Source organism: Corynebacterium otitidis ATCC 51513 (genome assembly GCF_000296405.1).
GTDB lineage: Bacteria > Actinomycetota > Actinomycetes > Mycobacteriales > Mycobacteriaceae > Corynebacterium > Corynebacterium otitidis.
The window spans coordinates 570,515-595,073 of record NZ_JH815193.1; the positions used below are offsets into that span (position 1 = coordinate 570,515).

Here is a 24,559-nt window from a genome sequence, read left to right on the forward strand (position 1 = left end):
CGCCCGGCGGCGGTCGAGTCCAGATTGCGCGCGGCCTAGCATTGCTGCCATGGCGACGACCGCGAGCGGGGAGATCCCCACCCCATATGAGGACCTGTTACGCCGCGTCATGGAGACCGGCACGCACAAGGACGACCGCACCGGCACAGGCACGACGAGCATCTTCGGCGCGCAGCTGCGCTACCCGCTCGCAGACGGCTTCCCGCTGCTCACGACGAAGAAGGTCCACGTGCGCTCCGTCGTCGGCGAGCTCCTGTGGTTCCTACGCGGCGGCTCGAACGTCTCGTGGCTGCGGGACAACGGCGTGACGATCTGGGACGAGTGGGCCGACGACGAGGGCGACCTCGGGCCGATCTACGGGGTGCAGTGGCGCAGCTGGCCCACCCCGTCTGGCGAGCGGGTCGACCAGATCGCCGAGGTCCTCGAGCAGATCAAGTCCAACCCGTCGAGCAGGCGGGCGGTGGTCTCCGCGTGGAACGTCTCGGAGCTCCCCAGCATGGCGCTGCCGCCGTGCCACCTGCTCTTCCAGCTCTACGTCGCCGACGGGAAGCTGAGCCTGCAGGTCTACCAGCGCTCGGCGGACATGTTCCTCGGCGTGCCGTTCAACCTCGCGTCCTACGCGCTGCTTACCCACATGTTCGCCCAGCAGGCTGGCCTAAAGGTCGGCGACCTCGTGTGGACCGGGGGCGACTGCCACGTCTACGACAACCACCGCGAGCAGGTAGCCACCCAGCTCTCCAGAAAGCCGCGGCCCTACCCGACGCTCAACTTAAGGAAGGCGGACTCGATGTTTAGCTACGGCTTCGACGACGTGTCCTTCGAGGGCTACGACCCGCACCCGACGATCACGGCCCCGGTGGCGGTCTAGATGGCGGGCGCGATCTGGGCGCAGTCCCTCGACGGGGTCATCGGCGACGGCGAGACCATGCCCTGGCACCTGCCCGAGGACCTGCGCCACTTCAAGGAGACCACCCACGGCCACCCGGTGGTCATGGGCCGGCACACCTGGGAATCCTTCCCCGAGAGGGTCCGCCCCCTGCCGGGGCGGCGCAATATCATCCTCTCCTCAAAGGAGCCCGGCGACTGGTCCGCCGGCGCGGAGGTCGCCACCTCCCTACCGGAGCCCCTCGACGGGTGGGTCATCGGCGGCGCGGGGGTGTACGCGCGCACGATCGACCAGCTCGAGCGGCTGGAGATCACCCTCGTCGACGCGCGCGTCGCGCCCTCGCTCGGCGGCAGCGCGGTGCGCGCACCCGCGATCCCGACGGGCTTCCGGATCGCCTCGGACAGCGGCTGGCGGGCCTCCGAGGAGGGCGAGCTTCACTATGGTGAGGGCGAGGAGCCACTGCGGTTCCGGTTTATTAGCTATCGCCGCGACTATTAGAGGAGATGATCGACGAATGGCAGAGAGCACCGAGCACGTCACCGTCTACGCCACCAGCTGGTGCCCCTTCTGCGCGGCGCTGCGCGACGGCCTCGCGGAGAAGGACGTCCCCTACCGCGAGATCGACGTGGAGAAGGACGACAACGCCGAGGAGGCCACCGAGTGGGTGAAGTCCGTCAACGACGGCAACCGCGTCGTGCCCACCGTGCGCTACTCGGACGGCACCTCGCAGACCAACCCGCCCGCCGAGGACGTCGCCAAGAAATACGCGGAGCTCTCGGCCTAGGGGTGGGCCGCCATCGGCCCGGCTAAGCGCGGGGCCGCAGCCGGGTCCCGGGCGGGGTGCGCTACACTCTTCCCGGACCCGCGCGGCACCAAGCACAAGGTGCAATCCCCGGGCCGGCTCCAGTAGCTCAGTGGATAGAGCACCGCTCTCCTAAAGCGGGTGTCGGAGGTTCGAATCCTCTCTGGAGCACCACCACCCACGGCCGTCGGCGTTAAGCCGGCGGCCGTTTCTCGTGTCCGGAGCCAGCAAGCAGATCGGTCGCCGCCCTGTCGCCGCGTCGGTCAGATTCCCGCGCCGAGCGGGATCGATCCCCCGGCGGGGATCCGCCCGGGCGGGTATCCTGCGCCTATCCGCCCGGCCAGGTCGGCGAGCCTTTTAGGAGGCGACCCCGTGCCCTACCCCGCGACGATGATCGCCAACAACGTCCTCGAGCGATCCTTCCGCGACGGCGTTTACGTCACCCCGATGGCGCTGCAGAAGATCCTCTACTTCGCCGCCAGCGAGTACGAGAAGCGCACCGGCAACCGCCTGCTCGCCGAGCCGTTTCAGACGTGGGCGTACGGCCCGGTCGTGCGCTCCGTCTACGACAAGTTTCGCCCGTTCGCCGCGAGGGACATCGCCCGCTACGCCGCGGACGCCAGCGGCGAGGCCCGCGTCATCGACGAATCTTTCGACCCCGCCCTCGGCGGCGTCCTCGACCGCGTGTGGCAGGCGACGAAGGGGAGAGGGCCCGTGGACCTCGCCCGGATCACGCGCGAGAGGGGCTCGGCGTGGTTCGCGGCGTTCCAGGAGGGCCGGGAGTTCCTCGACCCCTCGGAGGTCGCCGCGGATTCGACGTACCCGCCGAAACTCGAGCTGGCCGAGAACTGAGCGGCTCCCTCGACCGATGAGCCGGCGCGAAGGGGGAAAGAGCCGCCGGCCTGAGCTTCGGCGCCGCGTCGTTGCCGCGCGCTCGCCCGCCGCAACCCGCAATCGTTAGCTGAGTCTTTCTCCCCTGGGCGCGTCCACGGCGAGGGCTAGCATGGATAACGCTTATCTCATCCGTTGTCCGCGCGGCCGGCCGCCGCGCGCCGACCGAAGACGTATAAGGAGCGCCCCATGACCCACGCCATCCCCGGAGGAAACCCCGTCCCCGGCGGCGGCATCGAGCCCGCCCGCTTCCTGCCCGCGCAGGCAGCCTACGAAGAGGAGAAGAAGAGCCAGCTCGTCGCCTGGCTGCTGTGGGCCGTCGGCTTCGGGTTCCTGGGCGCCCACCGCTACTTCCTCGGTGACAAGCTCTACGGGTTCTTCATGACCATCACGCTCGGCGGGCTGGGCATCTGGTACCTCATCGACGGGTTCTTCCTGCCGCGCCGGCTGCGCCAGAAGAACTCCGCCATCCGCGCCGATGTTTTCACCCGCTACGGGCTGCAGCCCTAGGCAGACGGTCCCCGGGCCGCCGAGCGCCGGCGAGCCTCCCGGAGCGCCGCTAGGCTGGCGGGGCGAGGCGCTAAAGCGCGCGGAGTTGTCGATAACGGTAGTGAAGGAAAGGAGCCCGCATGGCTAGCGAGGACACCACCAACGGCGAGCCCGGCGGCGGGCAGCAGCGGCCGTTCTACCAGTCCGCGTGGTTCTGGCTCTTCGCCATCGCCGTCGTCGCCGTCGTCGTGGTCGCGTTCTTCAACCCGGGGCGTCACGGCGGCAGCCCGGTCGACCCCGGCTCCTACCAGATCGAGAACGACCCCAACCAGCCGCCGGTGGGCGACCCGAACGAGCCCAACGAGCTGCCGGAGCAGACACCCGGCGACGACGAGACCGGCGAGGGCGGCATCCCCACCGGGGAGACCACCGTCACCGAGAGCCCCGTCCCGGAGAACGAGCCCTAACCGGGCTAGAATCTCCGCTTGAAGCAGGCCCGCCCAGCCACCCGGCCCGGCGGCCGCGCCAGATGAAGAATCATTCCATCCATCGAACCGAAACACCCGAGGAGCGCGTTTCCCGATGAAAAGCCCGTCCACCCGCTCTCTGCTCTACTTCGTCTTCGTCGTGAGCATCCTCGCGGCGGTGGTGAGCCTCGCCGCGATCATCGCGTGGTTCTTCATGGCCACGACGAACCTCACGGTCATCATCGCCGCGCTCATCACCGGCATCGTCGGCGTTGCGATCGCCGCGTACTTCGGCACCCTCATCAAGCGCGAGAAGGCCGCCGAGAAGGCCCAGGCCGGCGAGGACGACGGCGAGGAACGCACCCTGGATCCCACCTCCCAGGCCAGCACCCCGGGCGCGCGCCCCGAGCGCGGCGGCGAGCACCGCGCCGAGGACCGGCCCGCCGAGTAGGCCGGCCGCGCCGCCCGGAGGGACGGTTCTCTTACCAGCCGCGCTTCTCGAGGCGGTGCGGCTCGGGGATCTCGTCGACGTTGAGGCCGACCATCGCCTCGCCCAGCCCGCGGGAGACGTCCGCGATGACCGCCGGGTCGTCGTAGTGCTCCGTGGCGGTGACGATCGCGCGGGCGCGCTGCGCAGGGTTGCCCGACTTGAAGATGCCGGAGCCGACGAACACGCCCTCGGAGCCGAGCTGCATCATCATCGCCGCGTCCGCCGGGGTCGCGACCCCGCCCGCGGTGAAGAGCACGACCGGCAGGCGGCCGTCGGCCGCGACGCGGCGCACGAGCTCGAACGGCGCCTGGAGGTCCTTCGCCGCCGCGTAGAGCTCGTCGGTGGGCAGCGACTGCAGCCGGCGGATGCCGTCGCGGATGGCGCGCATGTGGGTCACCGCGTTGGAGACGTCGCCCGTGCCGGCCTCGCCCTTCGAGCGGATCATCTGGGCGCCCTCCGCGGTGCGGCGCAGCGCCTCACCCAGGTTCGTCGCGCCGCACACGAACGGCACCTTAAACAGGGTCTTGTCGATGTGGTGGGCGTAGTCCGCGGGGCTTAAGACCTCGGACTCGTCGATGAAGTCGACGCCCAGGCTCTCGAGGACCTGCGCCTCGACGAAGTGGCCGATGCGGGCCTTGGCCATGACGGGGATGTCGACGGCCTTGATGATGCCCTCGATCATGTCGGGGTCCGACATGCGCGACACCCCGCCCTCGGCGCGGATGTCCGCGGGAACCCGCTCGAGCGCCATGACCGCGCTCGCGCCGGCCTCCTGGGCGATCTCGGCCTGCTCGGGGGTGACGACGTCCATGATCACGCCGCCGCGCAGCCGCTCCGCGAGGGTCCTTTCCTGGTTGCTGGCCATCTGTCGATTCTCCTTATGACGAACTTGTCCTACGCGTTGCCGCGCCCGGGGCCGTCCCCGGCACAGGGGCGGGCGCCGCGGCGCCGGGACTAATAGGTCGCCCCGGGCGCGATTCCTGCCCGGCCCATACTAACCTGTCTACTCCCTCCGATCCGCCGCGCGACCGTGATTCATCTCGCATTGAACGCGTGGCGCGGCGGGCGCCTCCCCGGGGAAAAGAGCCGAAGCTGCGGCGCCGCCGGCGGCGGGAGCGGAAACGGTTAGCTGTCGCTGTCGTCGTCGGACAGGTCGACCTCGACGCCCTTGAGCGAGCCGAGCTGCTCGTCGACGAGCTCGTCCAGGTCGTCCGCGGAGCCGGCGACCGCCGCCGCGGCGACGAATCCCTCCCCGAACGTCACCGAGGAGTGCAGCCCGCGGTCGTTGGACCAGCCCCACTTCGAGCCCACCGCGCCCTTGATGCGGGCGGTGCCGAAGTCCTGGATGTAGCCGTCGGCGGCCTCCTCGTCGGCGGCGGCCATCGCCAAGAGGATGGGATGCGTCGGGTCGTCGGCCAGCAGCTCGGCGACGAAGCGCACGACGTCGAAGCTCGAGGTCACCGACTCGCCCCACGTCTCCCCCGCCACGGTGCTCACCAGCCCGTACTTCCGCGCCGTCTGGGAGATCGACTCCGGGTACTTGTCGTAGAGCTCGGTGGCGATGGCGTCGTCGGAGGCGACGATCATCTCCAGGGCGTCGTACTTCTCCGCGACGGTGCCGTTGGCGAGCACGTAGTCCGCGAGGTAGAGCTTCCCGATGCTCAGCGCGGGGCGCGGCAAGTACTCCGTGGCGCTGCCCGTGTGCTCCCCGGTGCGCAGGTCGAGGTAGGTGACCTGGGAACCCGTCGGGGTACTAATGAACGACTCGATGGCGTCGTTTTCGTCGGCGAGGCTCCACGACGGCCGCTCGAGGCGGTTGGTGGGCGCGTCCTCGTCGAGCTGGCGGGTCGCCGCGTTGCCCGCGGCCGCCTCCGGCTCCCCGTCGTCGAGGTTCGCCGCCGCAGCGCCGAGCGCGAGCGCCCCGATCACCGCCGCCGCGGCGGGCGCGACGACGAGCGCGACCGGCGCGCCCCGCCCGGTGGCGACCCGAACCGTGCTGCGCCTGCGCCTTCTTCGTGCCATGGGGGAAGATAGTAGCCGCGCCTGGCCTGGGGTCTCGACCGGGGCGGCGCCGGCGGTGGCGGGGCGGGCATGAAAAGGCGCCCCGACCCCACGGCTGGGGGTCGGGGCGCCTGAAAGCCCGGCGTCGCCGCTACTTCACGGCGAGCAGGTCGATGATGAAGACGAGCGTGCGCCCGGCGAGCGGGTGGCCGCCGCCCACGGGGCCGTAGGCCTTCTCCGGGGGGCAGATGATGCGCCGGCGGCCGCCCTCGCGCATCCCCGGGATGCCCTCCTGCCACCCGGCGATGAGCCGGTCGAGGGAGAACTCGATGGACTGCTTGCGGTCCCAGGAGGAGTCGAACTCCGCGCCGGTCTCGTAGTCGACGCCCACGTAGTGCACCTCGAGGGTGCTCTCGGGCTTCGCCTCCGCGCCGTCGCCGATCTCCAGGTCGTCGACGACGAGCCCGGTGGGGGCAGGTTGGTCGGGGATCTCCACGCTCGGCTTCTCGAGGGGCATCGGTGCTCCTGTTCTCTCGACTGCAAGTCCTCGGACGGGGCCGCCCGCGCCGCGACACGGGGATCACTCCCCGCGGGGCCGCGGGGGATGGCGACGAGCGGCGGCGGCGCACAGCAGTTCGGCGGGGAGCGCCCGATGCTCCCCGCCGCGCCGCGATGTTGAAGCAGTGCTGACACTACCCCTCGCCCGCCATGGAACGCACGTCGACGCGCGCCCAGGCGGGGCCGAAAGCGGCCTGTTAGCGCTTGGAAATGTCGATGAACTCGCGCTGCTTGGCGCCGGTGTAGATCTGCCGGGGCCGGTTGATCTTCGTGTTCTCCGCGAGCTGCTCGCGGTAGTGCGCGATCCAACCGGGCAGCCGGCCGATCGCGAAGAGGACGGTGAAGAAGTCCGTCGGGAAGCCCATCGCCCGGTAGATGAGGCCGGTGTAGAAGTCGACGTTCGGGTAGAGGCGGCGCTCGATGAAGTAGTCGTCGTTGAGCGCGATCTCCTCGAGGTTGAGCGCCAAGTCGAGGAGGTGGTCGCCGCCGAGGTGCTCGAGGACCTCGTGGGCGGTGACCTTGACGATCGCGGCGCGCGGGTCGTAGTTCTTGTAGACCCGGTGGCCGAAGCCCATGAGCCGGACGCCCTTTTCCTTGTTCTTCACGCGGTTCATGAAGTTGGTGGCGTCCCCGCCGTCGGCGTGGATCTCCTCGAGCATCTCGAGGACGGCCTGGTTCGCGCCGCCGTGCAGCGGGCCGGAGAGCGCGTTGATGCCGCCCGCGATGGAGACGAACATGTTCGCCTGCGCGGAGCCGATCATGCGCACCGTCGACGTCGAGCAGTTCTGCTCGTGGTCGGCGTGGAGGATGAAGAGCCGCTCGAGCGCCCGGGAGAGCACCGGATCGAGGTCGTAGGGCTCGGTCGGGTAGCCGAACATCATCCGCAGGAAGTTCTCGGTCGTGCTCAGCGAGTTGTCCGGGTACATATACGGCGCGCCCTTCGCGGCCCGGTGCGCGTAGGCCGCGAGCATGGGTACCTTCGCGAGCAGCCGCACCGTCGCCTTGTCGAGCTGCGCCTCGTCGAGCGGGTCGAGCTGGTCCTGGTAGTAGCTCGAGAGGATGTTCACCGAGGAGGCGAGCACCGACATGGGGTGCGCGTTGCGGGGGAAGACGTTGAACTGCGCCTTGAAGTCCTCGTCGAGGAGGGTGTGGTGGTTGATCCGCGAGTTGAAGTCCTCGAGCTGCTCGGTAGTGGGCAGCTCCCCGTAGATGAGGAGGTAGGCGACCTCGTTGAACGTCGCGCCCGTCGCGAGGTCGGCGATGTCGTAGCCGCGGTAGCGCAGGATGCCGTTCTCGCCGTCGATGTAGGTGATCTGCGACTCGGTGGATCCGGTGCTCACGTAGCCGGGGTCGAAGGTGACGTAGCCGGTCTCCTGGAGCAGCTTGCCGAGCTCGAGCCCGGAGTTGCCCTCGGTGGCCTCCTTGACGGGCAGCGCGTATTCCCCGCCCGGGTAGTGAAGGACGGCCTTCTCGGAATTCCCAGTCGACATGATTCGCCTTTCTTCCACTGTGTTGTCCATTAAGACGGGTGATCGCCCGCGGCGTCGCCCGCGCGGCAGGGGCCGGGCTCGGGCCCTCGCGGCGGTCGCGTCGTCGCCCGGGGCGGCGTTGAGCACAGCATAGCAAACTGTGACCGCTACAACACTGACGCCGAGGGTTCATACTAACGGGATTTCGGGCCGCCGCGAAACGCGGAAACATCTTTTGCCCGCCCAGTGATCTACGCCTCGACCACGCGGCCTCGCGGGGCGCGCAGCGCGCTAGGCTTGGGTCATGACTTCGTTCACCCTGCCCGCCGACCTCCTGCCCGCCGACGTCCGCTTCGGCGCCGGCCCGTCCAAGGTCCGCCCGGCGCAGCTCGCCGCGATCGAGCGCGCCGGCCGCGACGTTATCGGCACCTCCCACCGCAAGGACGGGGTCAAGGGCCTCGTCGGGCGGGTGCGCGAGGGCCTTTCCGAGCTATTCTCCCTGCCCGAGGGCTACGAGATCGTCCTCTCCCTCGGCGGGGCGACCGCGTTCTGGGACACGGCGTCCTTCTCGCTTATCGAGCGGCGCGCCACGCACCTCGCGTTCGGGGAGTTCTCCGAGAAGTTCGCCACCGTGACGACGAAGGCCCCCTGGCTCGAGGATCCGGCGATTATCCGCGCCGAGCCGGGCTCCGCCCCGGAGATCGGCCACGAGCCCGGCACCGACGCCGTGGCCTATCCCCACAACGAGACCTCGACCGGCGCGGCGCTCGAACCGACCCGCCCCGCCACCGCCGGCGGCGGCGCGGACCCGCTCGTCCTCGTCGACGCGACCTCCGGCGCCGGCGGGCTGCCCGTCGACGTCTCCCAGACCGATGCCTATTACTTCTCCCCGCAGAAGTGCTTCGGCTCCGACGGGGGCCTGTGGCTCGCGGCTCTCAGCCCCGCCGCCCTCGAGCGCGCCGAGCGGCTCGAGGCGGAGCGCTTCGTGCCCGCGTTCTTGAGCCTCACCACGGCGATTAAGAACTCCCGGAAGAACCAGACCTACAACACCCCCGCGGTCGCCACGCTCGTCATGCTCGCCGAGCAGATCGACTGGATGCTTGGCGAGGGCGGGCTTAAGGCGATGGCCCGGCGCACCGCCGCCAACGCCGAGGCGCTCTACTCGTGGGCCGGTAAGCGCGAGCGCTTCACCCCCTTCGTCGCCGAGGAGCGCCACCGCTCCCGCGTGGTGGGCACCATCGACGTCGACGAGTCCCTCGACGCCGCCGCGATCGCAAAGACGCTTCGGGCCAACGGGGTGCTCGACTGCGAGCCCTACCGCAAGCTCGGCCGCAACCAGCTGCGCGTCGGCCTCTTCCCCAACGTCGACGCCGCCGACGTGGAGAAGCTCACCGCGAGCATCGACGCGATCGTCGAGGCCGGCGTGGCCGACCGCTAGCGACACGCCGCGCCGCTAGAGTGGCGTGGGATACCGTGTGAGACGAAACCGGACGCGCGACCCGAGCGGAGAACCCGGGCGATGAGGAGGGCTGATGCGCGAGCTTAAGCTGGTGGCCGACGAGTCGACCCGAACCTCGCTGGTGTTGAGCGCCGCCGAGAGCGAGGAGGGCGCCGACGACGAGCAGTTCTTCCTCGAGCTCACCGACGAGGCGCTCTCCCTGCTCGCGCCGCTCGTCGCCGGCCGCCCCGAGGCGAAGGCCCCCGAAGCCGAGGGCGAGAACCAGGACGAGCGCGAGGAGCGCCCGGAGCCGGAGCCCGCCCCCGAGCCGGCGCGCCCCAACCCCACCACGGGGCTCTCCTCGGCGCGCCAGCCCCGCGCCGCGGCGCCGCTGAGCCTGCGCCCCCGCGAGATCCAGGAGCGGGTGCGCGGCGGCGCGACCGTCGAGGAGCTCGCCGAGGAGATGGGGGTGAGCACCCAGCGGCTCGAGGGGTTCGCCCACCCGGTGCTCCTCGAGCGGGCCCGCGTCGCGGAGCTCGGGAAGAAGGCCCACCCCGTGCGCGAGGAGGGCCCCACCCGCCACACCCTCTGGGAGGTCCTCGCCCAGGCCTTCGCGGCCCGCGGCCTCGACCTCTCGGAAAGCTCCTGGGACGCGTTCCGCGAGCCGGGCGGCTCGTGGGTGCTCGCCGTGACGTGGCGCTCCGGGGTGAGCCGCACGACCGGCGAGTGGTGGCTGCGCGACCACCTCTCCAGCGACGCGACCGCCGAGCCGCGCAACTCCGTCGCCGCAGACATCGTCGACCCCGACTTCCAGCAGCCGGTGCGCAGCCTCACCCCGATCGGGCGGGGCCGGCGCGGCGAGCAGGACCTCGAGGACACGCGCGACGACCTCGAGCCGGTGCCCGACGACGCCGCCGAGGACGCCGGCGACTCCGACGAGTCGCCGCGGGAGGCCGAGGGCGAGGACTCCGGCTTCCTGCAGCACCCCGACGAGCGCAACCAGCCGCGCCGGCGACGCCGGAAGGCCACCACCCCGCACTGGGAGGACGTGCTCCTCGGGGTGCGGGCCAACACGAAGCGACCCAAGAAGTAGGGCCCGGAGCCGAGTGCGACCGGGCGAAGCCGAGACGAAGCCGATAGCGCCGTGACCCTCTTCCGCAGCAACGCCGACGACACCGACGGCCCCTCCTTGAGCGCCCCGGTGACCCTGTGGTTCGTCTCCACGCCGGACCCCGGCTCGGTGCTGCGCGCCGGCCCGCGGGCCGACCGCGGCTTCGCGCGCAAGTACCTGGCCCAGCTCAACCCGGCCTGGCCGGTCACCCCGATCGGGGTGTTCCCCCTGAACCGCTCGACGGCGGCCGCGGCCGGGGAGTTCTACATCGCCGGCTACCCCGACATCACCGTCGTGCAGACGGTCCTCCACGGGCTCAAGGAGATCTCCGGGGTCGATAAGCGGCTGCTCGAGTCCCGGCCCGCCGACCGGATCTTCGCGTTCGCCCGCGAGCCCGAGGCCGGCTACGGGGCGTTCGCCCACTGGGCCGACGGGCGCCTCGAGCGGGCGTTCGCCGCGACGCGCACCGCGGTCTACGAGGACACCGGCGTGCCCGAGCCCTTCGAGGGGCCGTTCTGGGCCGGGGAGCACGGCGACGACGAGGGCGGCATCTCGCTGCCGTTTCGGCCCACCGACTTAGTCGACGCCGCGGAGAGCTCCTGGCTGGGAGCGGACACCTCGAGCGAGGGGGTGGACCTCGACATCGCGGCCTTCGCCGTCGACGGGCGCCGCGCGCCCCGGCTCGACGAGCGGCCGCTCGGCCGCGGCGCGACGTTCGAAGAGATGGCCGCCTCGGCGAACTCGGCGCTGGGGATCGGCGGGCACAACGCCGACTACGACGACTACGAGGAGGGCAACAGCCGCGTCATTCGCGCCGGCGAGGGCCAGCCCGATACCGGCGACGAGTTCGCCCGCCTCGCGGAGGCCGCAGGCGCCGCCGCCCGGCGCGTGGGCCGCGGCGCGTGGCGGCGCACGAAGACGCTCGCGGCTCGCCTGCGCGACCGGCTGCGCCACACCGACCGCTAGGGCCCCGCTCCCCCGGCGGCGCCCGGCCTGGGCCGGGGTCTGTCGTTCGTTAGCCGGCGGGCTCGATGGCGGCGAGGATGTCCTCCTCGCCGAGGTCCTCGACCTGGGAGCGGCGGGCGAGCTCCGCGGCCTTCTTGCGCTTGCCGAAGGTGTTCCACGTGAGCACCCCGTCGACGAGGAGGCGCTCACCGTCGCCGTGGGTGTAGAAGACGACCGCGGCGGTGCGCTCGTCGTTCCACCGCTCGATGACGTGGAGCCTCGTGTCCGTGCGCCCGACGGCCTCGTAGCCGTTGTCGAAGAGGTCGGCGAAGAACATCGGGGTGCGCTCGTAGACGGTGTCCTCCCCGGTCATCGCGCTTCCTGCGGCGGTGCCTCCCTTCTCGGCGTTGTCCTGGTGAGCGACGCCGCGCCGCCCGAAGACGGGGTCGGTGAACGTCGCGATGTCGCCGGCGGCGTAGACGTCAGGCGCGGAGGTCTGCAGGCTCTCGTCGACGGCGACGCCGCCGCCCTCGAGCTCGAGGCCGGCCTCGCGGGCGAGCTTCGTGTTGAGCGTGGCGCCGAGCCCCGCGACGAGGTAGTCGAAGCGGTGCTCCTCGCCGTCCGCGCCGCGGGCGACGACGTGGTCGCCGTCGTCGGCGGCCTCCTTGAGCCTAAAGCCCGACTTGAGGGCCACGCCGTGGTCGGCGAAGTCCTTCTCCACCACCTTCGAGATCGAGGCGGGGAACAGCCCGCCGAGCGCCCGCTCGCCGGGGTGGAGCAGCGTGACGTCGAGGTCCTCGGTGCTCAGCGCGGCGGCGACCTCGCCGGCGATGAACCCGCCGCCGACGACCCCGATGTGCTTGGCCTCGCCGGCGGCCTCGCGCAGGCGCCGGTAGTCGGCGACGTTGCGCAGGTAGAGCACCCTCTTCGAGTCGCCGGGTGCGGTCTTAGGCCCCGCGCCGGTGGCGAGCAGGAGCTTGCCGTAGCCGACGGTGGCGCCGCCCGCCTCAATCTCGTGGTCGTCGGGGCGAAGGGCGGTCACCTTCGTCTCGGCGTGGAACTCCGCGCCGGTGTCGGCAGCAGTGCCGAGCGCCTGCGAGGCGGGGTCGGGGTCGTCGCCGAACCACAGCCCCTTGGAGAGCTCCGGGCGGTAGACGGGCTCGTCGGCCTCGTCGCTGAAGATCGCGATCGAGGCGTCCTCGTCGCGCTTGCGGATCGCCCGGGCTGCCTTGTCGGCGGCGACTCCCCCGCCGACGATGACGTAGTCGTACCGGTCGCGAATCTCTGCCATGTCGCCTGCCTCCTTCGCGGTTTTTTTAGAAACGACGTCGATGATCAAGCGTTCGTCGTGGTCGTCATCCCTATCGGCCCCGTAACCGAGTGGGGCGTTAACCCCACCATAGGCCGGGCCGGCGCGTCGGCGAGCGGAGTTTCTTGGGCGCGGGGGTGGCTGACGGCCCGCCTCAGGGCCAGGCGGGCGGAGGGGCCTACTCGGCGCGGAGGCTGCGCTGGCGCTCGTAGAGCGCGACCGCCGCGGAGGTGGCGACGTTGAGGGAGTCGGTGCCCGGCGCCATGGGGATGCGGGCGCGCACGTGGGTGGCGCGCATAGCGTGCTCGGTGAGCCCCGGGCCCTCGGCGCCGACGAGCAGCGCGAGCCGCTCGACCGGCTTTCCGTCGGGGCCGAGCACGGCGTCGGCAACGTGGGCGGCGTTCTCGTCTGGGGTGAGCGAGACGGTGCGGAAGCCCTCGTCGTGGAGCGCCTCGAGGCCGCGCTGCCACGTCGTATAGCCGCCCTCGAGGCGGGCGAAAGGCACGCGCAGCACGTGACCCATGGACACGCGCACGGAGCGCCGGTAGAGCGGGTCGGCGCAGCCGCTGCCGAAGAGCACCCCGTCGACCCCGAGGCCCGCGGCGCTGCGGAACAGCGCGCCGATGTTCTCGTGGTCGCCGACGCCTTCTAAGACGACGAGGGTGCGGGCCCCTTCGGTGACCTCCTCGACGGAGAGCTCGCCCGCGCGGTCCGCCGCGGCGAGCAGCCCGCGGTGCATGTCGAAGCCCGCGACCTGCCGCAAGGTCTCGCGGGTCACCTCGTAGACGGGCACGTCCTCGGGCACGGGTGTCTCGGCGAGGAAGGACTCGAGCCGGTTGCCGAAGCCGACGATGGCGCGCACGGGGAAGCGCGACTCCAAGAGCCGGCCGACGACGAGCGGCCCCTCGGCGACGACGAGCCCCTTCCCGCCGGGCAGGTCGGGGCGCGAGTCGGAGTGGTTGAGGTCGCGAAAATCGTCGAGCCGCGGGTCCTCGGGGTCGCTGACGAGGATGGTCGTCGCCTGCTTCTCGTTCATCACCCCGCCATGCTAGCCGCGGCGATCCCGGCTAGCCGAGCGCCTCGACGATGGGCTCGGCGGCGAAGTACACGACGAACAGCGCGGAGACGAGCCACATGATCCAGTGGATGCGCCGCGCCTTGCCCGCCGCGACGAGCACGACGGTGTGCGCGATGAAGCCCACGCCGATGCCGTTGGCGATCGAGTAGGTAAACGGCATGACGACGATGGTGAGGAACGCCGGCAGGGCGACCTCGAGGCGGGAGAAGTCGATGTCGCCGATCTGGCCGATCATCAGGCAGCCCACGACGACGAGCACCGGGGCGGCCGCCTCGATGGGGACGATCTCGTAGAGCGGGGTGAAGAACATCGCGGCGATGAACAGCAGCCCCGTGACGATCGTGGAGAGCCCCGTGCGCGCCCCGTCGCCGATGCCCGCAGCGGAGTCCGCGAACACGGTGTTCGACGACGACGAGGTCACGCCGCCGACGATGGCGCCCGCGCCCTCGACGACGAGCGCGCGGCGCAGGTTCGGCAGGCGGCCCTGCTCGTCGACGAGGCCGGCCTGCTTGCCGAGCGCGGTCATCGTGCCCATCGCGTCGAAGAAGTTCGCGAGCACGAGCGTGAAGATGAGCATCGCCGCGGTGAACGCGCCGATGCGGCTAAACGCCCCGAAGAGGTCGACGTTGCCCACCAGGGAGAGATCCGGCACCCCGCCGAGCGAGTCGGGCAGCTCCGGCACACCGAAGGACCACTCGCTGCCCTCGCGCTCGCTCGTGCCGGTGAGCTGCTCGACGATAAGGGCGACGATCGTCGTCGCGACGACCCCGATGAACAGCCCGCCGCGCACCTGGCGCACGACGAGCACCCCGCAGATCACCAGCCCGATGAGGAACGTCACCGTCGGCCACGACGCGATCGAGCCCGCGTCGCCGAGCTGCACCGGCACGGTGGTCTCCGCGTCGTCAGGCACGCGCGTGACGAAGCCCGCGTCGACGAGCCCGATGAGCGTGATGAACAGGCCGATGCCCACACCGATCGCGGACTTCAGCGAGGCCGGGATCGCGTTGAACACCGCCTCCCTAAAGCCCGTCACGGCGAGCACGACGATCACCACACCCTCGACGACGACGAGCCCCATCGCCTCGGGCCACGTGAGCCCCTCGCCCGCGACGAGGGTCACCGCGACAAGCGTGTTGATGCTCAGGCCCGTGGCGATCCCGAACGGGAAGCGCGCCACCAGCCCGAACGCAATCGACATGACGCCCGCGGCGAGCGCCGTGACCGCCGCGACCTGCGCTGGCTCGAGCACGTCGCCGTTCGCGTCGGGGATGTCGCCGAGGATGAGCGGGTTGAGGATGACGATATAGGCCATCGCGAAGAACGCGACGACCCCGGCGCGCAGCTCCGTGCGCACGCTCGAGCCGCGCGCGCTGATCGAGAAGAAGCGGTCCAGACCGCCCGCACGCGCCTCGGCGGTCGCCCCGCCCGTATCGCCACTCGCCATAGCCGAGTCGTCCCCTTTGCTTCTCGCTGCGCCGGCGCGCCGCCGGCCCGATTCGCCGCGCCCCGCGGCGACGGGGCCCTCAAAAATAAGAAGGCCGCCGTGGGTTCGCCCGGCGCGCGTGCCCGCCCGCGCGGGCGAGGCGAATACTAAGCGTGCCCGCCGCACCCCCGGGAGGCAACCCGCCTGAACCGGGGCGGCAAGATGGTGGCATGAGCAACCACGCGCGCAGGGCAGTCGGGCTCGCCGCGCTCGCCGGGGCGGCCGCGCTCGCGGCGGGCTGCGCCGGCCCGGGCGGCGACGCCGCCCCCACGACCGGCGGGGCGACGGCCAGGCCGGGCGCGGACCCGGACCCCGCGAGCCTCGCCGTCGAGGTGCACGACACCCACCCGTTCGACGCGGACTCGTTCACCCAGGGCCTCGAGCTCGAGGAGGGTGGCACGCTGCTCGTCGGCACAGGGAGAGAAGGCGAGTCGCGCGTCTACCGCCGCGCCCCCGACGGGGAGGAGTTAGAGAGCGCCGAGCTCGACGACGACCTCTTCGGCGAGGGCGTCGCGCGCGTCGGCGACACCGTCTGGCAGCTGACGTGGCGCGAAGGCGTCGTCGTCGAGCGCGACTCCGAGACGCTTAACGAGCGCGCCCGCCACGAGATCCCCGGCGAGGGCTGGGGCCTGTGCTTCTTCCCCGAGGACCCGTTGGGCGAGGAGCCCGGCGGGGTGCTCTACCAGTCGGAGGGCACAGGAGACCTCATCCGCCGCGACCCCGAGACTTTCGGGGAGCTCGGCCGGGTGAGCGCCCCGGCGGGCGTCGACGGGCTCAACGAGCTCGACTGCGCCACCGGCGAGGGCGCCGACCCCGCCGGCGGGGACGCGGACTCGGTGGTGTGGGCGAACGTCTTCCCCACCGACGAGATCCTCGGCCTCGACCCGGCCACCGGCGAGGTGCTCGCCACGGTCGACGCGGCGGAGCTCGCCGCCGGCACCCCGGCCGCGGGCGAGGACCCCGACCACGTGCTCAACGGCATCGCCCACGTCCCCGGCACCGGGCGCTTCCTGTTGTCGGGGAAGAAGTGGCCGGTGCTCTACGAGGTGGAGTTCGTCCCCGCCGCCGAGCGGGAGACGGCCTCACGCCCAGCGGGCGCGGGCCGATAGGCTAAGCGGCATGGCAACCCCGAAGGAGAAGCGCCGCCGCGCGGCGCTGCAGGTCCTCGCCCTCGTCGTGCTCGTCGCGGTGGCCATCGCCGCCGGCTACGGGGTGCGCCAGTGGCTCAACAGCCGGACCGAGCCCGACCCCGGCAGCGTCGCCCTGACGATCTCCTGGGGCGACGAGGAGCGCGAGGTGCTGCCCTACCTGGCGTGCGCCCCGGGCAGCGAGTGCCCCGAGGGCGAGCCGGAGCGCGTCTCCCTGTCCGCGACGGACGAGCTCACCATCTCGCTGCCGCGCTCGGTCGCGGACCACGAGTGGAAGCTGCTCACCCTCTACGACGACCCGCGGGCCAACGACGAGCGCGTCTTCCCCGGCAACCACGACGACGAGATCACCCTCCCCGGCTCCGTCGACCCGGAGGAGCACGGCGTCCCGCGCCCCCGCCTCGCGGTCGTGGAGATCTCCTCGGTGATGATCGGCACCGACGACGACGGCGAGGAGACGCCGTACTCGACGATCTGGTCGATCGGCAACGACGAGGTCGACCTCGAGGAGGCGTGGGCCGACGAGGAGGGCGCGGACGAGTAGCTAGCGGTCGAGCTCCGCGGCGATCGCGCGGAGGATCTCGGCGACCTGCTCGCCCTCCTTGCGGCCCGGGAAGCGCCCGTTACGCAGCTGGGACTGCACGCCGCCCTCGAGGAGCCTCACGACGTCCTCGATCATGCTGTTGAGCTCCTCCGGGGAGTGCTTGTGGTGCGGGGTCCGCGGCTTGTCGAGCACCGCGAGCCGGAGCGCCTGCGGGCCGCGGCGGCCCGACGCGAAGTCGAACTCGACGCGCTGGCCCGGGAAGAGCTCGTCGACGCCCTCGGGCAGCACCTGCTTGCCGATGTAGACGTCCTCGAAGCCGGGGTTCGACGCGAAGCCGAAGCCCTTGTCCGCGTCGTACCACTTGACCTTTCCACGCGGCATGGTTGTTCTCCTTTCACTTCACCATTTCGGAAGCCTGGGCGGCCGGCTGTTGCGGCCGGCGCGCGGGTGCGAAGAGACGAAAAAGGCCCCGCGGCGCTCCTCGCCGCGGGGCCCGGGCCTCGCTCGGGGATCCGAGCGGCGGGGCCGAAGTGACCGTCGTTGTCGGCGGCTAGCCCTCCTTGTTGATCCGCGTGTAGGGGTGCACGTACCCCAGATCCTCGGAGGGGCGCGGGAGGACGAGGTCGTCCCCGAACGGGCTCGACGCGCCCGCCAGGAAGGACTCCAGCTCCGTCACCGCGTGACCGCCGCCGTAGACCTCCTTGGGCCACGCGGGGTCGACATACCCTTGCGTCTCTTTGCTCGCCATGGTTCCCATCATGCCAGAATCCCCGCCCCGGCGGTAGCCATCCCCGGGCGCGATAGAGTAGCCCTCGCGAACCCCGCACCCGGCGAGCTGACGAGACTTGAGGTGACCCGCCCCCTATGGCCATGAAGGTGTTCCGCTTCGACGTCGACGAGGCCTACGCGCGCAAGAACAACGAGCTGTTGCGCGACACGAGGCGCGTGCGGCTGAGCGCGTTCCTCCTCGCCGCGCTGTTCGTCGCCGGCGCGGTCGCGGCGGTGGCGTTCATCGACACCCCGGCCGCGGCGTGGATCCTCGCGGGGGTGCTCGCCGCGATGGCGGTCGCGTTCGTCGCGGTCGGCATCGTCGTGCCGCGCAAGGTCGGCTCCCCCGCCGAGCTGTACGCGAGCTACCCGCTCGCGCCCGCGATCGTCGCGGAGGTCAACGCCCGCGACGTCGTGCTCATGGCGCTCGTCAACACCAACGTCGACCCCGACCGGGAGCCCACGTGGGCGCTCGCGCTGCGCACCGTCACCCGCATCGAGGGCCACCGCGGCGTCAAGGGCGAGCGGGTGCCGGTCGCCGCGGTCTACGGCCGGCGCGGCGTGCGCGACCAGTCCCAGTGGCTGGAGGTCACCCCCATGCCGATCGCGTGGGGCACCCCCGACGGCGACGTCGTCGCCGCCGCGATCCGCGCCATCCCCGACGAGCAGTGGCGCAAGCTCAACCAGAACAAGCACCGCTTGAGCGAGGTGCAGGACACCCGCAACGACCTGCTCACGCTCTAGGAGCCCCGCCCCTGCCCCGAAAGGCGGCGGGTCCGCCCGGGCCTTAGGGCGCCTGGACCGGGTCGAAGCGCGAGCGGTAGTACACCAGCGGCGCGGCCCCCGGCACCTGCCGGGAGAGGTCCGGCTCAACGAGCACGACGACGTGGTCGCCGACGTCGTGCTGCCGGGTGATCTTCCCCGCGAGGTGCGCGCTCGCCCCGCCGAGGAGCACCGCCTCGCCGTCGCTTGACCATTCGACCCCGTCGAAACGCCGCTCCCGCGGGCCGGCGAGCTGGCGCACCTGGGCCTCGTGGCTCTCCGTGAGTACGGAGAGCCCCACCCGCTCGGCGCGCTCGAGGATCGGCCACGTCGTCGACGAGCGCTTGACGCTGAAGCTCACGACCGTGGGGTCGAAGCTCACGACGACGAACGACCCGACGACCATCCCGATCGGCTCGCCGTCGACGAGCGCGCCCACCGCGACGACCGGGGTCGGGATGTGGTGCATGACCTCCTCGCCGCTCGCGGGCTTGCGGGACTGGCCTGAAGACTCCGTCATCTCTCCTTCACGATTCCTCAACGCCTCGAATGTGCCTTCCTGTCCTTTCGGGCAGGTTTACCACGGTTTCGGGCGCGGGAACACGGTGGCGGGCGCCACCTCCCCGGGCGCGCGCATGAAAAGGGCCCGCCGGGCGGGCGCGCCCGGGCGGCGGGGCTAGAACTGCGGCCCCTGCGGCTCGACGGGCCCGCCGAGCACGGCGCGGCCGATCTGGGCGAGCTTCTCCCGGCGGCGGCCGTGCAGCGTGTGGGTGCGCGCGTCGCGCCACGCCCGGTCCAGCCCCGCGCCCGGCGCGGTGCCCCTCGTCCCGGTGAGGTCGAACGCGCCGGCGGTGATCTCGAGTGCGGCCTCGGCGGCCACGCTCCGCGCTCGCGCGACCGCGAGCGAGGCGGCCACGCGCTTCGCGGTGGGCGCGCCGCGGCTGCCCCACAGCGCGTCCACGGCCGCGGCGGCGGCCGCAAGGGAGCTCGTCGCCGCCCACAGCGTCGAGCTCAGCTCGCCCGCGAGCCGCGCGGTGAGGTCGTCCGGGTCGGGCGTCCCGGCGAGCTCCACGGCGCGGTAGAACGCCTGCTCGGCGAGCCCGACGTCGATCGCGGCGTGGTAGAGCTGCGCGGTCGCCCCGTAGGCGGGCAGCGCGATCGCGTCGGCGAACTCGCGGACCTCACCCTCGGCGACGGCCACGCCGTCGAGGCGCACCGTGCCGGAGCCGGTGAAGCTCTGCCCGACGGCGGCGAAGTCGTCGGCGACCTCGACGCCGGCGCGGTCGGCGGGCACGAACGCAGCAAGGCTCTGCGCCGCCTCGCCCGGGCGGCGCGCCGTCACGGCGAGCACGTCCGCGTACGGGCTGCCCGAGGCCCAGCGCTTCACGCCGGAGAGCCGGCCGCCCTGAAAGACGACCGGCTCGGGGCCCTCGGCCTGGGCGTTGGCCACCAGCGTCCCGCCGACGAGGCGCCCGGCCCACTCGGCGCTGGGGCTATCGAGCGCGGGGTCGACGAGCCAGCGGGTGAAGGTGAAGTGGCTCTGCGGGATCTGCGCGAGCGAGCCGTCGCGGCGCGCCAGGCCCCGCAGGATCTCCGCCACTCCCCCGGCGGAAAGCCCCGCGCCGCTGAGCGAGGCGGGCACGTGCGCGGCCAGCAGCCCCGAGCCTTTCAGCCGGTCGACGGCCTCGGCGACGGCGGCGGCGCGCTCGTCGTCGGTCTGGCCCGGACACAGCCCGGCGGTGACCTCCTTGATCCTCGCGGCGATCTCCATTAGGCCGTGGCCTTCTCCGCCAGGCCCGCCTCGGTCTCGCGGACGCCGGGGATGACCTCGCGGCCGAAGCGCTGCACCTCCTCGTCGATGTGGAGGAAGCCAAGCAGCACGAGGTCGACGCCGACCTCGCGGAGCTCCTCGATGCGGGCGCGGATCTTCTCGGGCGTGCCGATGAGCCCCGTGCGGAACCCGTCGTTGTACTGGACGAGGTCCTCGAAGCTCGAGTTGGCCCACATCCCCTTGCCGTCCTTCGTCGAGGCGCCGGCCTGCTGCACCGAGTCCTGGAAGTCCTTCACCGCGGCTGTGTCGGCGTTCTCGACGATCTCGCGGAGGCGCCGCTCGGCCTCCTCGTCGGAGTCCGCGACGATGGCGAACGCGTTGACGCCGACCTTGACCTCGCGGCCGTACTTCTCGGCCTTGGCGCGCACCTCGGCGATCTGCTCCTTGAGCTCCTCGGGCGGGGCGCCGTTGGTGAGGAACCAGTCGGCGTTCGCGGCCGCGGAGTCGCGGGCCGCGGTCGAGCTGCCGCCATGGAAGATCTCCGGCGGGCTCTTCGTCGCCGGGTGCAGGGCGTAGTCGTGGATCCGGTAGAAGTCGCCGCGGAAGGTCGTCTCCTCCCCGCTGGAGAGTCGCCGGATCACCTCGACGAACTCCTTGGTGCGCCGGTAGCGCTCGTCGTGCTCGAGCCACGGCTCGCCGAGCGCGCGGAACTCGTCCTTGAGCCACCCGGAGACGACATTGAGCGCGAAGCGGCCGTCGTAGATCTCGCTGGCGGTCGCCGCGAGGTTGGAGAGCACCCCCGGCTGCCACAGGCCCGGGTGGACCGCGGCGATGACGTTGAGCTTGGTGGTGGCGGCGAGAAGAGCCAGGGAGAAGCTCACCGACTCGTGCTGCTCGGAGGCGCCGTACGAGCCGAGGTAGCGGACCTGGCTCAGCGCGTAGTCGAATCCGGCCTCCTCCGCGTGGCGGGCCAGCTGGACGTTGTAATCGATGCCCCAGTCGGTGCGCTGCTCGACCGTGGAGGTCACCAGGCCGCCCGAGACGTTGGGGACCCAGTAGCCGAACGCGATCCGATCGGCGGTGTTGTGCGTGCTCATGGCTAGTCCTAAGTTGCCTTTCGCTGTGGGTTAGAAGAAACGGTGCGCGCCCGGGCTATCCCCGGACGGCGTCGAGGTGGGAGCGGTAGTAGACGAGGGGCGCGGCGCCGGGGTTGTCGCGCACCACGTCCGGCTCGATGAGCGCCAGGTCGTGGTCGCCGACCGCGCGGATATCGGAGATCTCCCCGGCGAGCTGGACGCTCGCGTCGCTGATCAGCACGGCCGAGCCGTCCGACTCCCAGTCGATCCCGTCGAAGCGGCGCTCGCGCGGCCCGGCGAGCTGGCGGACCTTGTCGGCGTGCTCGTCGGTGAGGACCGAGAGCCCGATGCGCTCCGCGTCGCGCAGCAGCGGCCACGTCCCCGACGTGAGCTTCGCCGAGAGACTCACGACGGTGGGGTCGAAGCTGACGACTACGAAGGAGCCGACGACCATGCCGACCGGCTTGCCGTCGACAAGCGCGCCGACGGCGACGACGGGCGTCGGCACCTGGCGCATGATGGTCTCCCCGCCGAGGCGCGCGAGCCAGTGATCGGACTTCGGCCTAATGGCCGCGGGAGAGGCGAATGCGGTACTCATGCGTGCGTGAATCCTCCTTGGGCTTGTCGTGTGTGGGGCGGCGCGAGTACGGGCTAGACGTTCCCGACGAAGGGCACGCGCGCCGGCCCGCCGGCGTCCTCGGGCTCGCGGCGGAGCACGGGCACGCCCTCGCGGGCGAGCAGCCCCGGTAGGCTCTCCCCGAGTCGCCACGACTCCTCGAGCTGCGGGGAGCCCGTGACGACGAGGTCCTCGGCCGCGGACGCCAGGCCGGCGAGCTCGCGGGCGACGTCCCCGTAGGAGCCGACGACGAGGGCCTCCCCGTCGCGGGCCGCGGTGGCGGCCGCCTTGGCCTTCGCCTCACTCTCGCGAGCCACGACCCGGGCGCGCGGGGCGTCGTCCTCCCAGGCGGCAACGCGGTCCTCGGGGAGGACGAACGGAAGCTCGGTGCCCGATGGCACGAGGACCTCGATCTCACTGGTCTCGGCGAGGATGCGATCGACGAGGACCGCCAGATTCCGCCACTCCTGCGAGGGCCGCAGCGCGACGGCCGTAAACCCCGCGAGCTCGGCAGCGACGGCCACCTGCGCGAGGTACTGCCCCGTGGGCTCGCGGCGCGCCGCACTGCCGGCGCCCCTGCTGGTCGGGTCGGGGCCCGCGTCGAGCCCCCAGATGAGTCGAAGATGTCCCTGTGCCATGGGCGTCAGTAGACCACTCCGTCTATATGGCAACAATCGATCTATCCAGCGCAGCAAAAACGTCGCCACCCCACGCGAGCTGGACATCCGCCCGAGCCGACCGTGCACACGCCACCACAGCCGGCTATACACAGGGAACGCATATAAAACGTCGAAAAACTTCTATAGACCGAGCGTTCTGTCTACACTCACGAGGCATGACGCAGACAGTTGCCCTACCCAGTAGCCAGATCGCCGACTACAGCGTTCCCTCGGAGCCTGCGGCGCGCGTTCTGCAGCAGATCCGCATTACCCAGCCCACCACCCGCCGCGAGCTCCAGGACACCCTGGGCTATTCGCAGGCGGCGGTGGCCCGCTACGTCACGAGCCTGCGCGAGGCGGGCCTCGTCGAGCAGATTAGCGCCGCCACCGACCGCCGGGACGCGCCCGGGCGACCGGGCAGCCTGCTGCGCACCACCGGGGGCACCGTCGCGGTTGGGGCGCACATCGGCCTTCACCGTAGCCACATCGTCAGCGCCGACGTCTCTGGCCGGATTAGCCACAACCGCGAGTTGCGCCTCGACGTCGGGGAGACGGACCCCTACGAGGCGCTCGAGGCCATCGCCTACGAGCTGCGCGCGGCGACCCGCTGGGCGGACACCGAGACCCCGCACGTCGGGGTGGCGCTCTCGGCGCACGTCGACGACGACGGCACTGTCACCGAGCCGGCCTACAACTGGCGCGACGTCCCTGTCGCAGAGGTGCTCACCCACTACCTCGGCGTCCCGGTGCAGATCTCCTCCGGGGTGGCAGCCATGGCCGGCCACGAGCTCCTCAACAGGCCGCTCGACGCCGCGAAGCCCGACAAGGGCGCAACCCTCTACTTCTACGCCCGCGAGCTCGTCGCGCACGCATGGATCGTTCACGGCACCGTCCACGAGCCCGCCTCGGGCGGCCTCCCCCTGGCGTTTGAGCGCGTAAGCAAGGGCAGCATCTTCGACACCGCCGAGGTCGGGGTCGGCCACCCCTTGGGCAATTCCAACGTCGTGCACGCCGCGCAGCGCGAGGGCATCCAGGTGCAGAACTTCGCGCAGCTCGCAGCGATCGGGATCAGGAACGAGCGCGCCAGGGGGATCCTCGACGCCCGGGCTCACCTGTTGGCCCAGACGGTCGCGCTGGCGGCAGACATCGTAGGACCGACGAGCATTGTGCTCGCGGGCGAGGCGTTTACCATCGACCGACTCGCGCCCCGGATCGTCGCCGAGACCCTCAAGAACAGTGTCGCCCGCAGGCCCTCCCTGCGCCTGCAGCCGGAGCCGCGCGGCGTGCTCACGTCGGCTGCAGCGCAGGCCGCGCTCAACGGCCTGTGGAACGCTCCCCTGCGTTAAGCAATTTCCAAAGACGAGCAACGCCCGCTCACCGACTGCGTGAGCGGGCTAAGTGCTGTCTATAGGCCAAAGCGAAGCCGAAGTCGTCGAGTCCGGGGCCCGCCGACCACCACGGCGAGCGTCACACCGAGTTGGCGGGCCGTATAAATGCTGCCGAAGAGGGCAAGCGGGAGCTTGGTATCGTCCAAGAGCTCAGGCAACAACTCGACCACGGATCTAGATACACAAAAAGGGTGTGGGGTGCACCAGCCTAAGACCACAAACGGCCAGGCTCAGTGCACCCCACACCCCACATATTCAACAATAACGTGTTGGCGGTAACCTACTCTCCCACACCCCACCAGGTGCAGTACCATCAGCGTGAATGGGCTTAGCTACCGGGATCGGAACGGAACCGGGCGGACCCCCACCACCATCAACCACCAACACAAACCACAACACAACACCAC

Annotated in this window: 28 protein-coding genes, 1 tRNA gene and 1 rRNA gene; 15 read left to right on the forward strand and 15 right to left on the reverse strand. The window is 71.3% G+C overall.

Features of this window, described 5'->3' with window-relative positions; translation table 11 throughout:
• The first annotated feature begins 49 nt into the window (after window positions 1-49).
• The 8 genes from HMPREF9719_RS05310 (at window position 50) to HMPREF9719_RS05345 (ending at window position 3,986) form a co-directional block, all read left to right on the forward strand.
• The gene (locus tag HMPREF9719_RS05310) at window positions 50-868 is read left to right on the forward strand and encodes a thymidylate synthase (protein WP_004600952.1); all 819 of its coding nucleotides are present in this window, start codon (window positions 50-52) and stop codon (window positions 866-868) included.
• Window positions 869-1,384, forward strand: coding sequence for a dihydrofolate reductase (locus HMPREF9719_RS05315; RefSeq protein ID WP_004600953.1), 516 nt, complete (start codon window positions 869-871; stop codon window positions 1,382-1,384).
• 16 nt (window positions 1,385-1,400) lie between these two features.
• Window positions 1,401-1,670 carry a mycoredoxin gene (locus tag HMPREF9719_RS05320; RefSeq protein ID WP_004600954.1) on the forward strand — a complete coding sequence of 90 codons (270 nt, stop codon included), beginning with the start codon at window positions 1,401-1,403 and terminating at the stop codon, window positions 1,668-1,670.
• Between the two features lie 116 nt (window positions 1,671-1,786).
• A tRNA-Arg gene (locus HMPREF9719_RS05325) sits at window positions 1,787-1,862 on the forward strand.
• Between the two features lie 198 nt (window positions 1,863-2,060).
• On the forward strand, window positions 2,061-2,540 hold the full coding sequence (locus HMPREF9719_RS05330; RefSeq protein WP_004600955.1) for a Panacea domain-containing protein: 480 nt from the start codon (window positions 2,061-2,063) through the stop codon (window positions 2,538-2,540).
• 228 nt (window positions 2,541-2,768) lie between these two features.
• Window positions 2,769-3,089 carry a TM2 domain-containing protein gene (locus HMPREF9719_RS05335; protein ID WP_004600956.1) on the forward strand — a complete coding sequence of 107 codons (321 nt, stop codon included), beginning with the start codon at window positions 2,769-2,771 and terminating at the stop codon, window positions 3,087-3,089.
• Between the two features lie 119 nt (window positions 3,090-3,208).
• On the forward strand, window positions 3,209-3,535 hold the full coding sequence (locus HMPREF9719_RS05340) for a hypothetical protein (protein ID WP_004600957.1): 327 nt from the start codon (window positions 3,209-3,211) through the stop codon (window positions 3,533-3,535).
• A gap of 115 nt (window positions 3,536-3,650) precedes the next feature.
• The gene (locus HMPREF9719_RS05345; protein WP_004600958.1) at window positions 3,651-3,986 is read left to right on the forward strand and encodes a hypothetical protein; all 336 of its coding nucleotides are present in this window, start codon (window positions 3,651-3,653) and stop codon (window positions 3,984-3,986) included.
• Between the two features lie 31 nt (window positions 3,987-4,017).
• On the opposite strand, the gene pdxS is transcribed toward HMPREF9719_RS05345, so the two are convergent.
• The 4 genes from pdxS to HMPREF9719_RS05365 form a co-directional block, all read right to left on the reverse strand.
• Complete coding sequence (gene pdxS, locus HMPREF9719_RS05350; protein ID WP_272942985.1) at window positions 4,018-4,956, reverse strand: pyridoxal 5'-phosphate synthase lyase subunit PdxS; 939 nt, start codon at window positions 4,954-4,956, stop codon at window positions 4,018-4,020.
• A gap of 194 nt (window positions 4,957-5,150) precedes the next feature.
• Window positions 5,151-6,047: a hypothetical protein gene (locus HMPREF9719_RS05355; RefSeq protein WP_004600960.1), complete on the reverse strand. Its 897-nt coding sequence runs from the start codon at window positions 6,045-6,047 to the stop codon at window positions 5,151-5,153.
• A gap of 130 nt (window positions 6,048-6,177) precedes the next feature.
• Window positions 6,178-6,543 carry an FKBP-type peptidyl-prolyl cis-trans isomerase gene (locus tag HMPREF9719_RS05360; protein WP_004600961.1) on the reverse strand — a complete coding sequence of 122 codons (366 nt, stop codon included), beginning with the start codon at window positions 6,541-6,543 and terminating at the stop codon, window positions 6,178-6,180.
• Between the two features lie 238 nt (window positions 6,544-6,781).
• Window positions 6,782-8,074, reverse strand: coding sequence for a citrate synthase (locus HMPREF9719_RS05365; RefSeq protein WP_004600962.1), 1,293 nt, complete (start codon window positions 8,072-8,074; stop codon window positions 6,782-6,784).
• Between the two features lie 283 nt (window positions 8,075-8,357).
• On the opposite strand from HMPREF9719_RS05365, the gene serC reads away from it, so the two are divergent.
• From serC to HMPREF9719_RS05380, 3 genes are all read left to right on the forward strand, one after another.
• Window positions 8,358-9,491: a phosphoserine transaminase gene (serC, locus tag HMPREF9719_RS05370; protein WP_004600963.1), complete on the forward strand. Its 1,134-nt coding sequence runs from the start codon at window positions 8,358-8,360 to the stop codon at window positions 9,489-9,491.
• A gap of 94 nt (window positions 9,492-9,585) precedes the next feature.
• Window positions 9,586-10,584: a septation protein SepH gene (sepH, locus tag HMPREF9719_RS05375; RefSeq protein WP_004600964.1), complete on the forward strand. Its 999-nt coding sequence runs from the start codon at window positions 9,586-9,588 to the stop codon at window positions 10,582-10,584.
• A 51-nt stretch (window positions 10,585-10,635) separates the two neighbouring features.
• Window positions 10,636-11,568 carry a DUF6928 family protein gene (locus tag HMPREF9719_RS05380; RefSeq protein WP_004600965.1) on the forward strand — a complete coding sequence of 311 codons (933 nt, stop codon included), beginning with the start codon at window positions 10,636-10,638 and terminating at the stop codon, window positions 11,566-11,568.
• A gap of 49 nt (window positions 11,569-11,617) precedes the next feature.
• On the opposite strand, the gene HMPREF9719_RS05385 is transcribed toward HMPREF9719_RS05380, so the two are convergent.
• The 3 genes from HMPREF9719_RS05385 to HMPREF9719_RS05395 form a co-directional block, all read right to left on the reverse strand.
• Window positions 11,618-12,838, reverse strand: a complete 1,221-nt coding sequence (locus tag HMPREF9719_RS05385) for an NAD(P)/FAD-dependent oxidoreductase (RefSeq protein WP_004600966.1) — start codon at window positions 12,836-12,838, stop codon at window positions 11,618-11,620.
• Window positions 12,839-13,034: 196 nt separating this feature from the next.
• Window positions 13,035-13,892 carry a TrmH family RNA methyltransferase gene (locus HMPREF9719_RS05390; RefSeq protein WP_004600967.1) on the reverse strand — a complete coding sequence of 286 codons (858 nt, stop codon included), beginning with the start codon at window positions 13,890-13,892 and terminating at the stop codon, window positions 13,035-13,037.
• A 31-nt stretch (window positions 13,893-13,923) separates the two neighbouring features.
• Complete coding sequence (locus HMPREF9719_RS05395; RefSeq protein WP_004600968.1) at window positions 13,924-15,381, reverse strand: NCS2 family permease; 1,458 nt, start codon at window positions 15,379-15,381, stop codon at window positions 13,924-13,926.
• Window positions 15,382-15,590: 209 nt separating this feature from the next.
• Here HMPREF9719_RS05395 and HMPREF9719_RS05400 point away from each other — a divergent pair, with 209 nt between their 5' ends.
• Complete coding sequence (locus HMPREF9719_RS05400; protein ID WP_004600969.1) at window positions 15,591-16,529, forward strand: glutaminyl-peptide cyclotransferase; 939 nt, start codon at window positions 15,591-15,593, stop codon at window positions 16,527-16,529.
• Window positions 16,530-16,539: 10 nt separating this feature from the next.
• Window positions 16,540-17,112, forward strand: a complete 573-nt coding sequence (locus HMPREF9719_RS05405; RefSeq protein ID WP_004600970.1) for a DUF2771 domain-containing protein — start codon at window positions 16,540-16,542, stop codon at window positions 17,110-17,112.
• Here the strand turns inward: HMPREF9719_RS05405 and HMPREF9719_RS05410 are convergent, their stop codons facing one another.
• The gene (locus tag HMPREF9719_RS05410; RefSeq protein ID WP_004600971.1) at window positions 17,113-17,493 is read right to left on the reverse strand and encodes a cold-shock protein; all 381 of its coding nucleotides are present in this window, start codon (window positions 17,491-17,493) and stop codon (window positions 17,113-17,115) included.
• Between the two features lie 169 nt (window positions 17,494-17,662).
• Complete coding sequence (locus HMPREF9719_RS05415; RefSeq protein ID WP_174269523.1) at window positions 17,663-17,860, reverse strand: hypothetical protein; 198 nt, start codon at window positions 17,858-17,860, stop codon at window positions 17,663-17,665.
• A gap of 116 nt (window positions 17,861-17,976) precedes the next feature.
• Here HMPREF9719_RS05415 and HMPREF9719_RS05420 point away from each other — a divergent pair, with 116 nt between their 5' ends.
• Entirely contained in the window at window positions 17,977-18,624 is a 648-nt protein-coding gene (locus HMPREF9719_RS05420) for a DUF3239 domain-containing protein (protein ID WP_004600973.1), read from the forward strand.
• Window positions 18,625-18,667: 43 nt separating this feature from the next.
• Here the strand turns inward: HMPREF9719_RS05420 and HMPREF9719_RS05425 are convergent, their stop codons facing one another.
• The 5 genes from HMPREF9719_RS05425 to HMPREF9719_RS09630 all read right to left on the reverse strand — a co-directional run bounded on the left by HMPREF9719_RS05425 (window position 18,668) and on the right by HMPREF9719_RS09630 (window position 22,743).
• Window positions 18,668-19,162 carry a flavin reductase family protein gene (locus tag HMPREF9719_RS05425; protein WP_004600974.1) on the reverse strand — a complete coding sequence of 165 codons (495 nt, stop codon included), beginning with the start codon at window positions 19,160-19,162 and terminating at the stop codon, window positions 18,668-18,670.
• Window positions 19,163-19,318: 156 nt separating this feature from the next.
• Entirely contained in the window at window positions 19,319-20,413 is a 1,095-nt protein-coding gene (locus HMPREF9719_RS05430; RefSeq protein ID WP_004600975.1) for a hypothetical protein, read from the reverse strand.
• The gene (gene sfnG / locus HMPREF9719_RS05435) at window positions 20,413-21,510 is read right to left on the reverse strand and encodes a dimethylsulfone monooxygenase SfnG (protein ID WP_004600976.1); all 1,098 of its coding nucleotides are present in this window, start codon (window positions 21,508-21,510) and stop codon (window positions 20,413-20,415) included. Before sfnG ends, HMPREF9719_RS05430 begins: the two co-directional genes overlap by 1 nt.
• A 55-nt stretch (window positions 21,511-21,565) precedes the next feature.
• Window positions 21,566-22,087 carry a flavin reductase family protein gene (locus HMPREF9719_RS05440; protein WP_004600977.1) on the reverse strand — a complete coding sequence of 174 codons (522 nt, stop codon included), beginning with the start codon at window positions 22,085-22,087 and terminating at the stop codon, window positions 21,566-21,568.
• A 53-nt stretch (window positions 22,088-22,140) separates the two neighbouring features.
• A complete protein-coding gene (locus HMPREF9719_RS09630) occupies window positions 22,141-22,743 on the reverse strand; it encodes a hypothetical protein (protein ID WP_004600978.1) in 603 nt (200 codons plus the stop codon).
• A 197-nt stretch (window positions 22,744-22,940) separates the two neighbouring features.
• Between HMPREF9719_RS09630 and HMPREF9719_RS05450 the strand changes: the two genes are divergently transcribed.
• Window positions 22,941-24,110 carry an ROK family transcriptional regulator gene (locus HMPREF9719_RS05450; protein ID WP_004600979.1) on the forward strand — a complete coding sequence of 390 codons (1,170 nt, stop codon included), beginning with the start codon at window positions 22,941-22,943 and terminating at the stop codon, window positions 24,108-24,110.
• Window positions 24,111-24,419: 309 nt separating this feature from the next.
• Here HMPREF9719_RS05450 and rrf read toward each other — a convergent pair.
• Window positions 24,420-24,537, reverse strand: a 5S ribosomal RNA gene (gene rrf, locus HMPREF9719_RS05455).
• Between the last annotated feature and the right edge of the window lie 22 nt (window positions 24,538-24,559).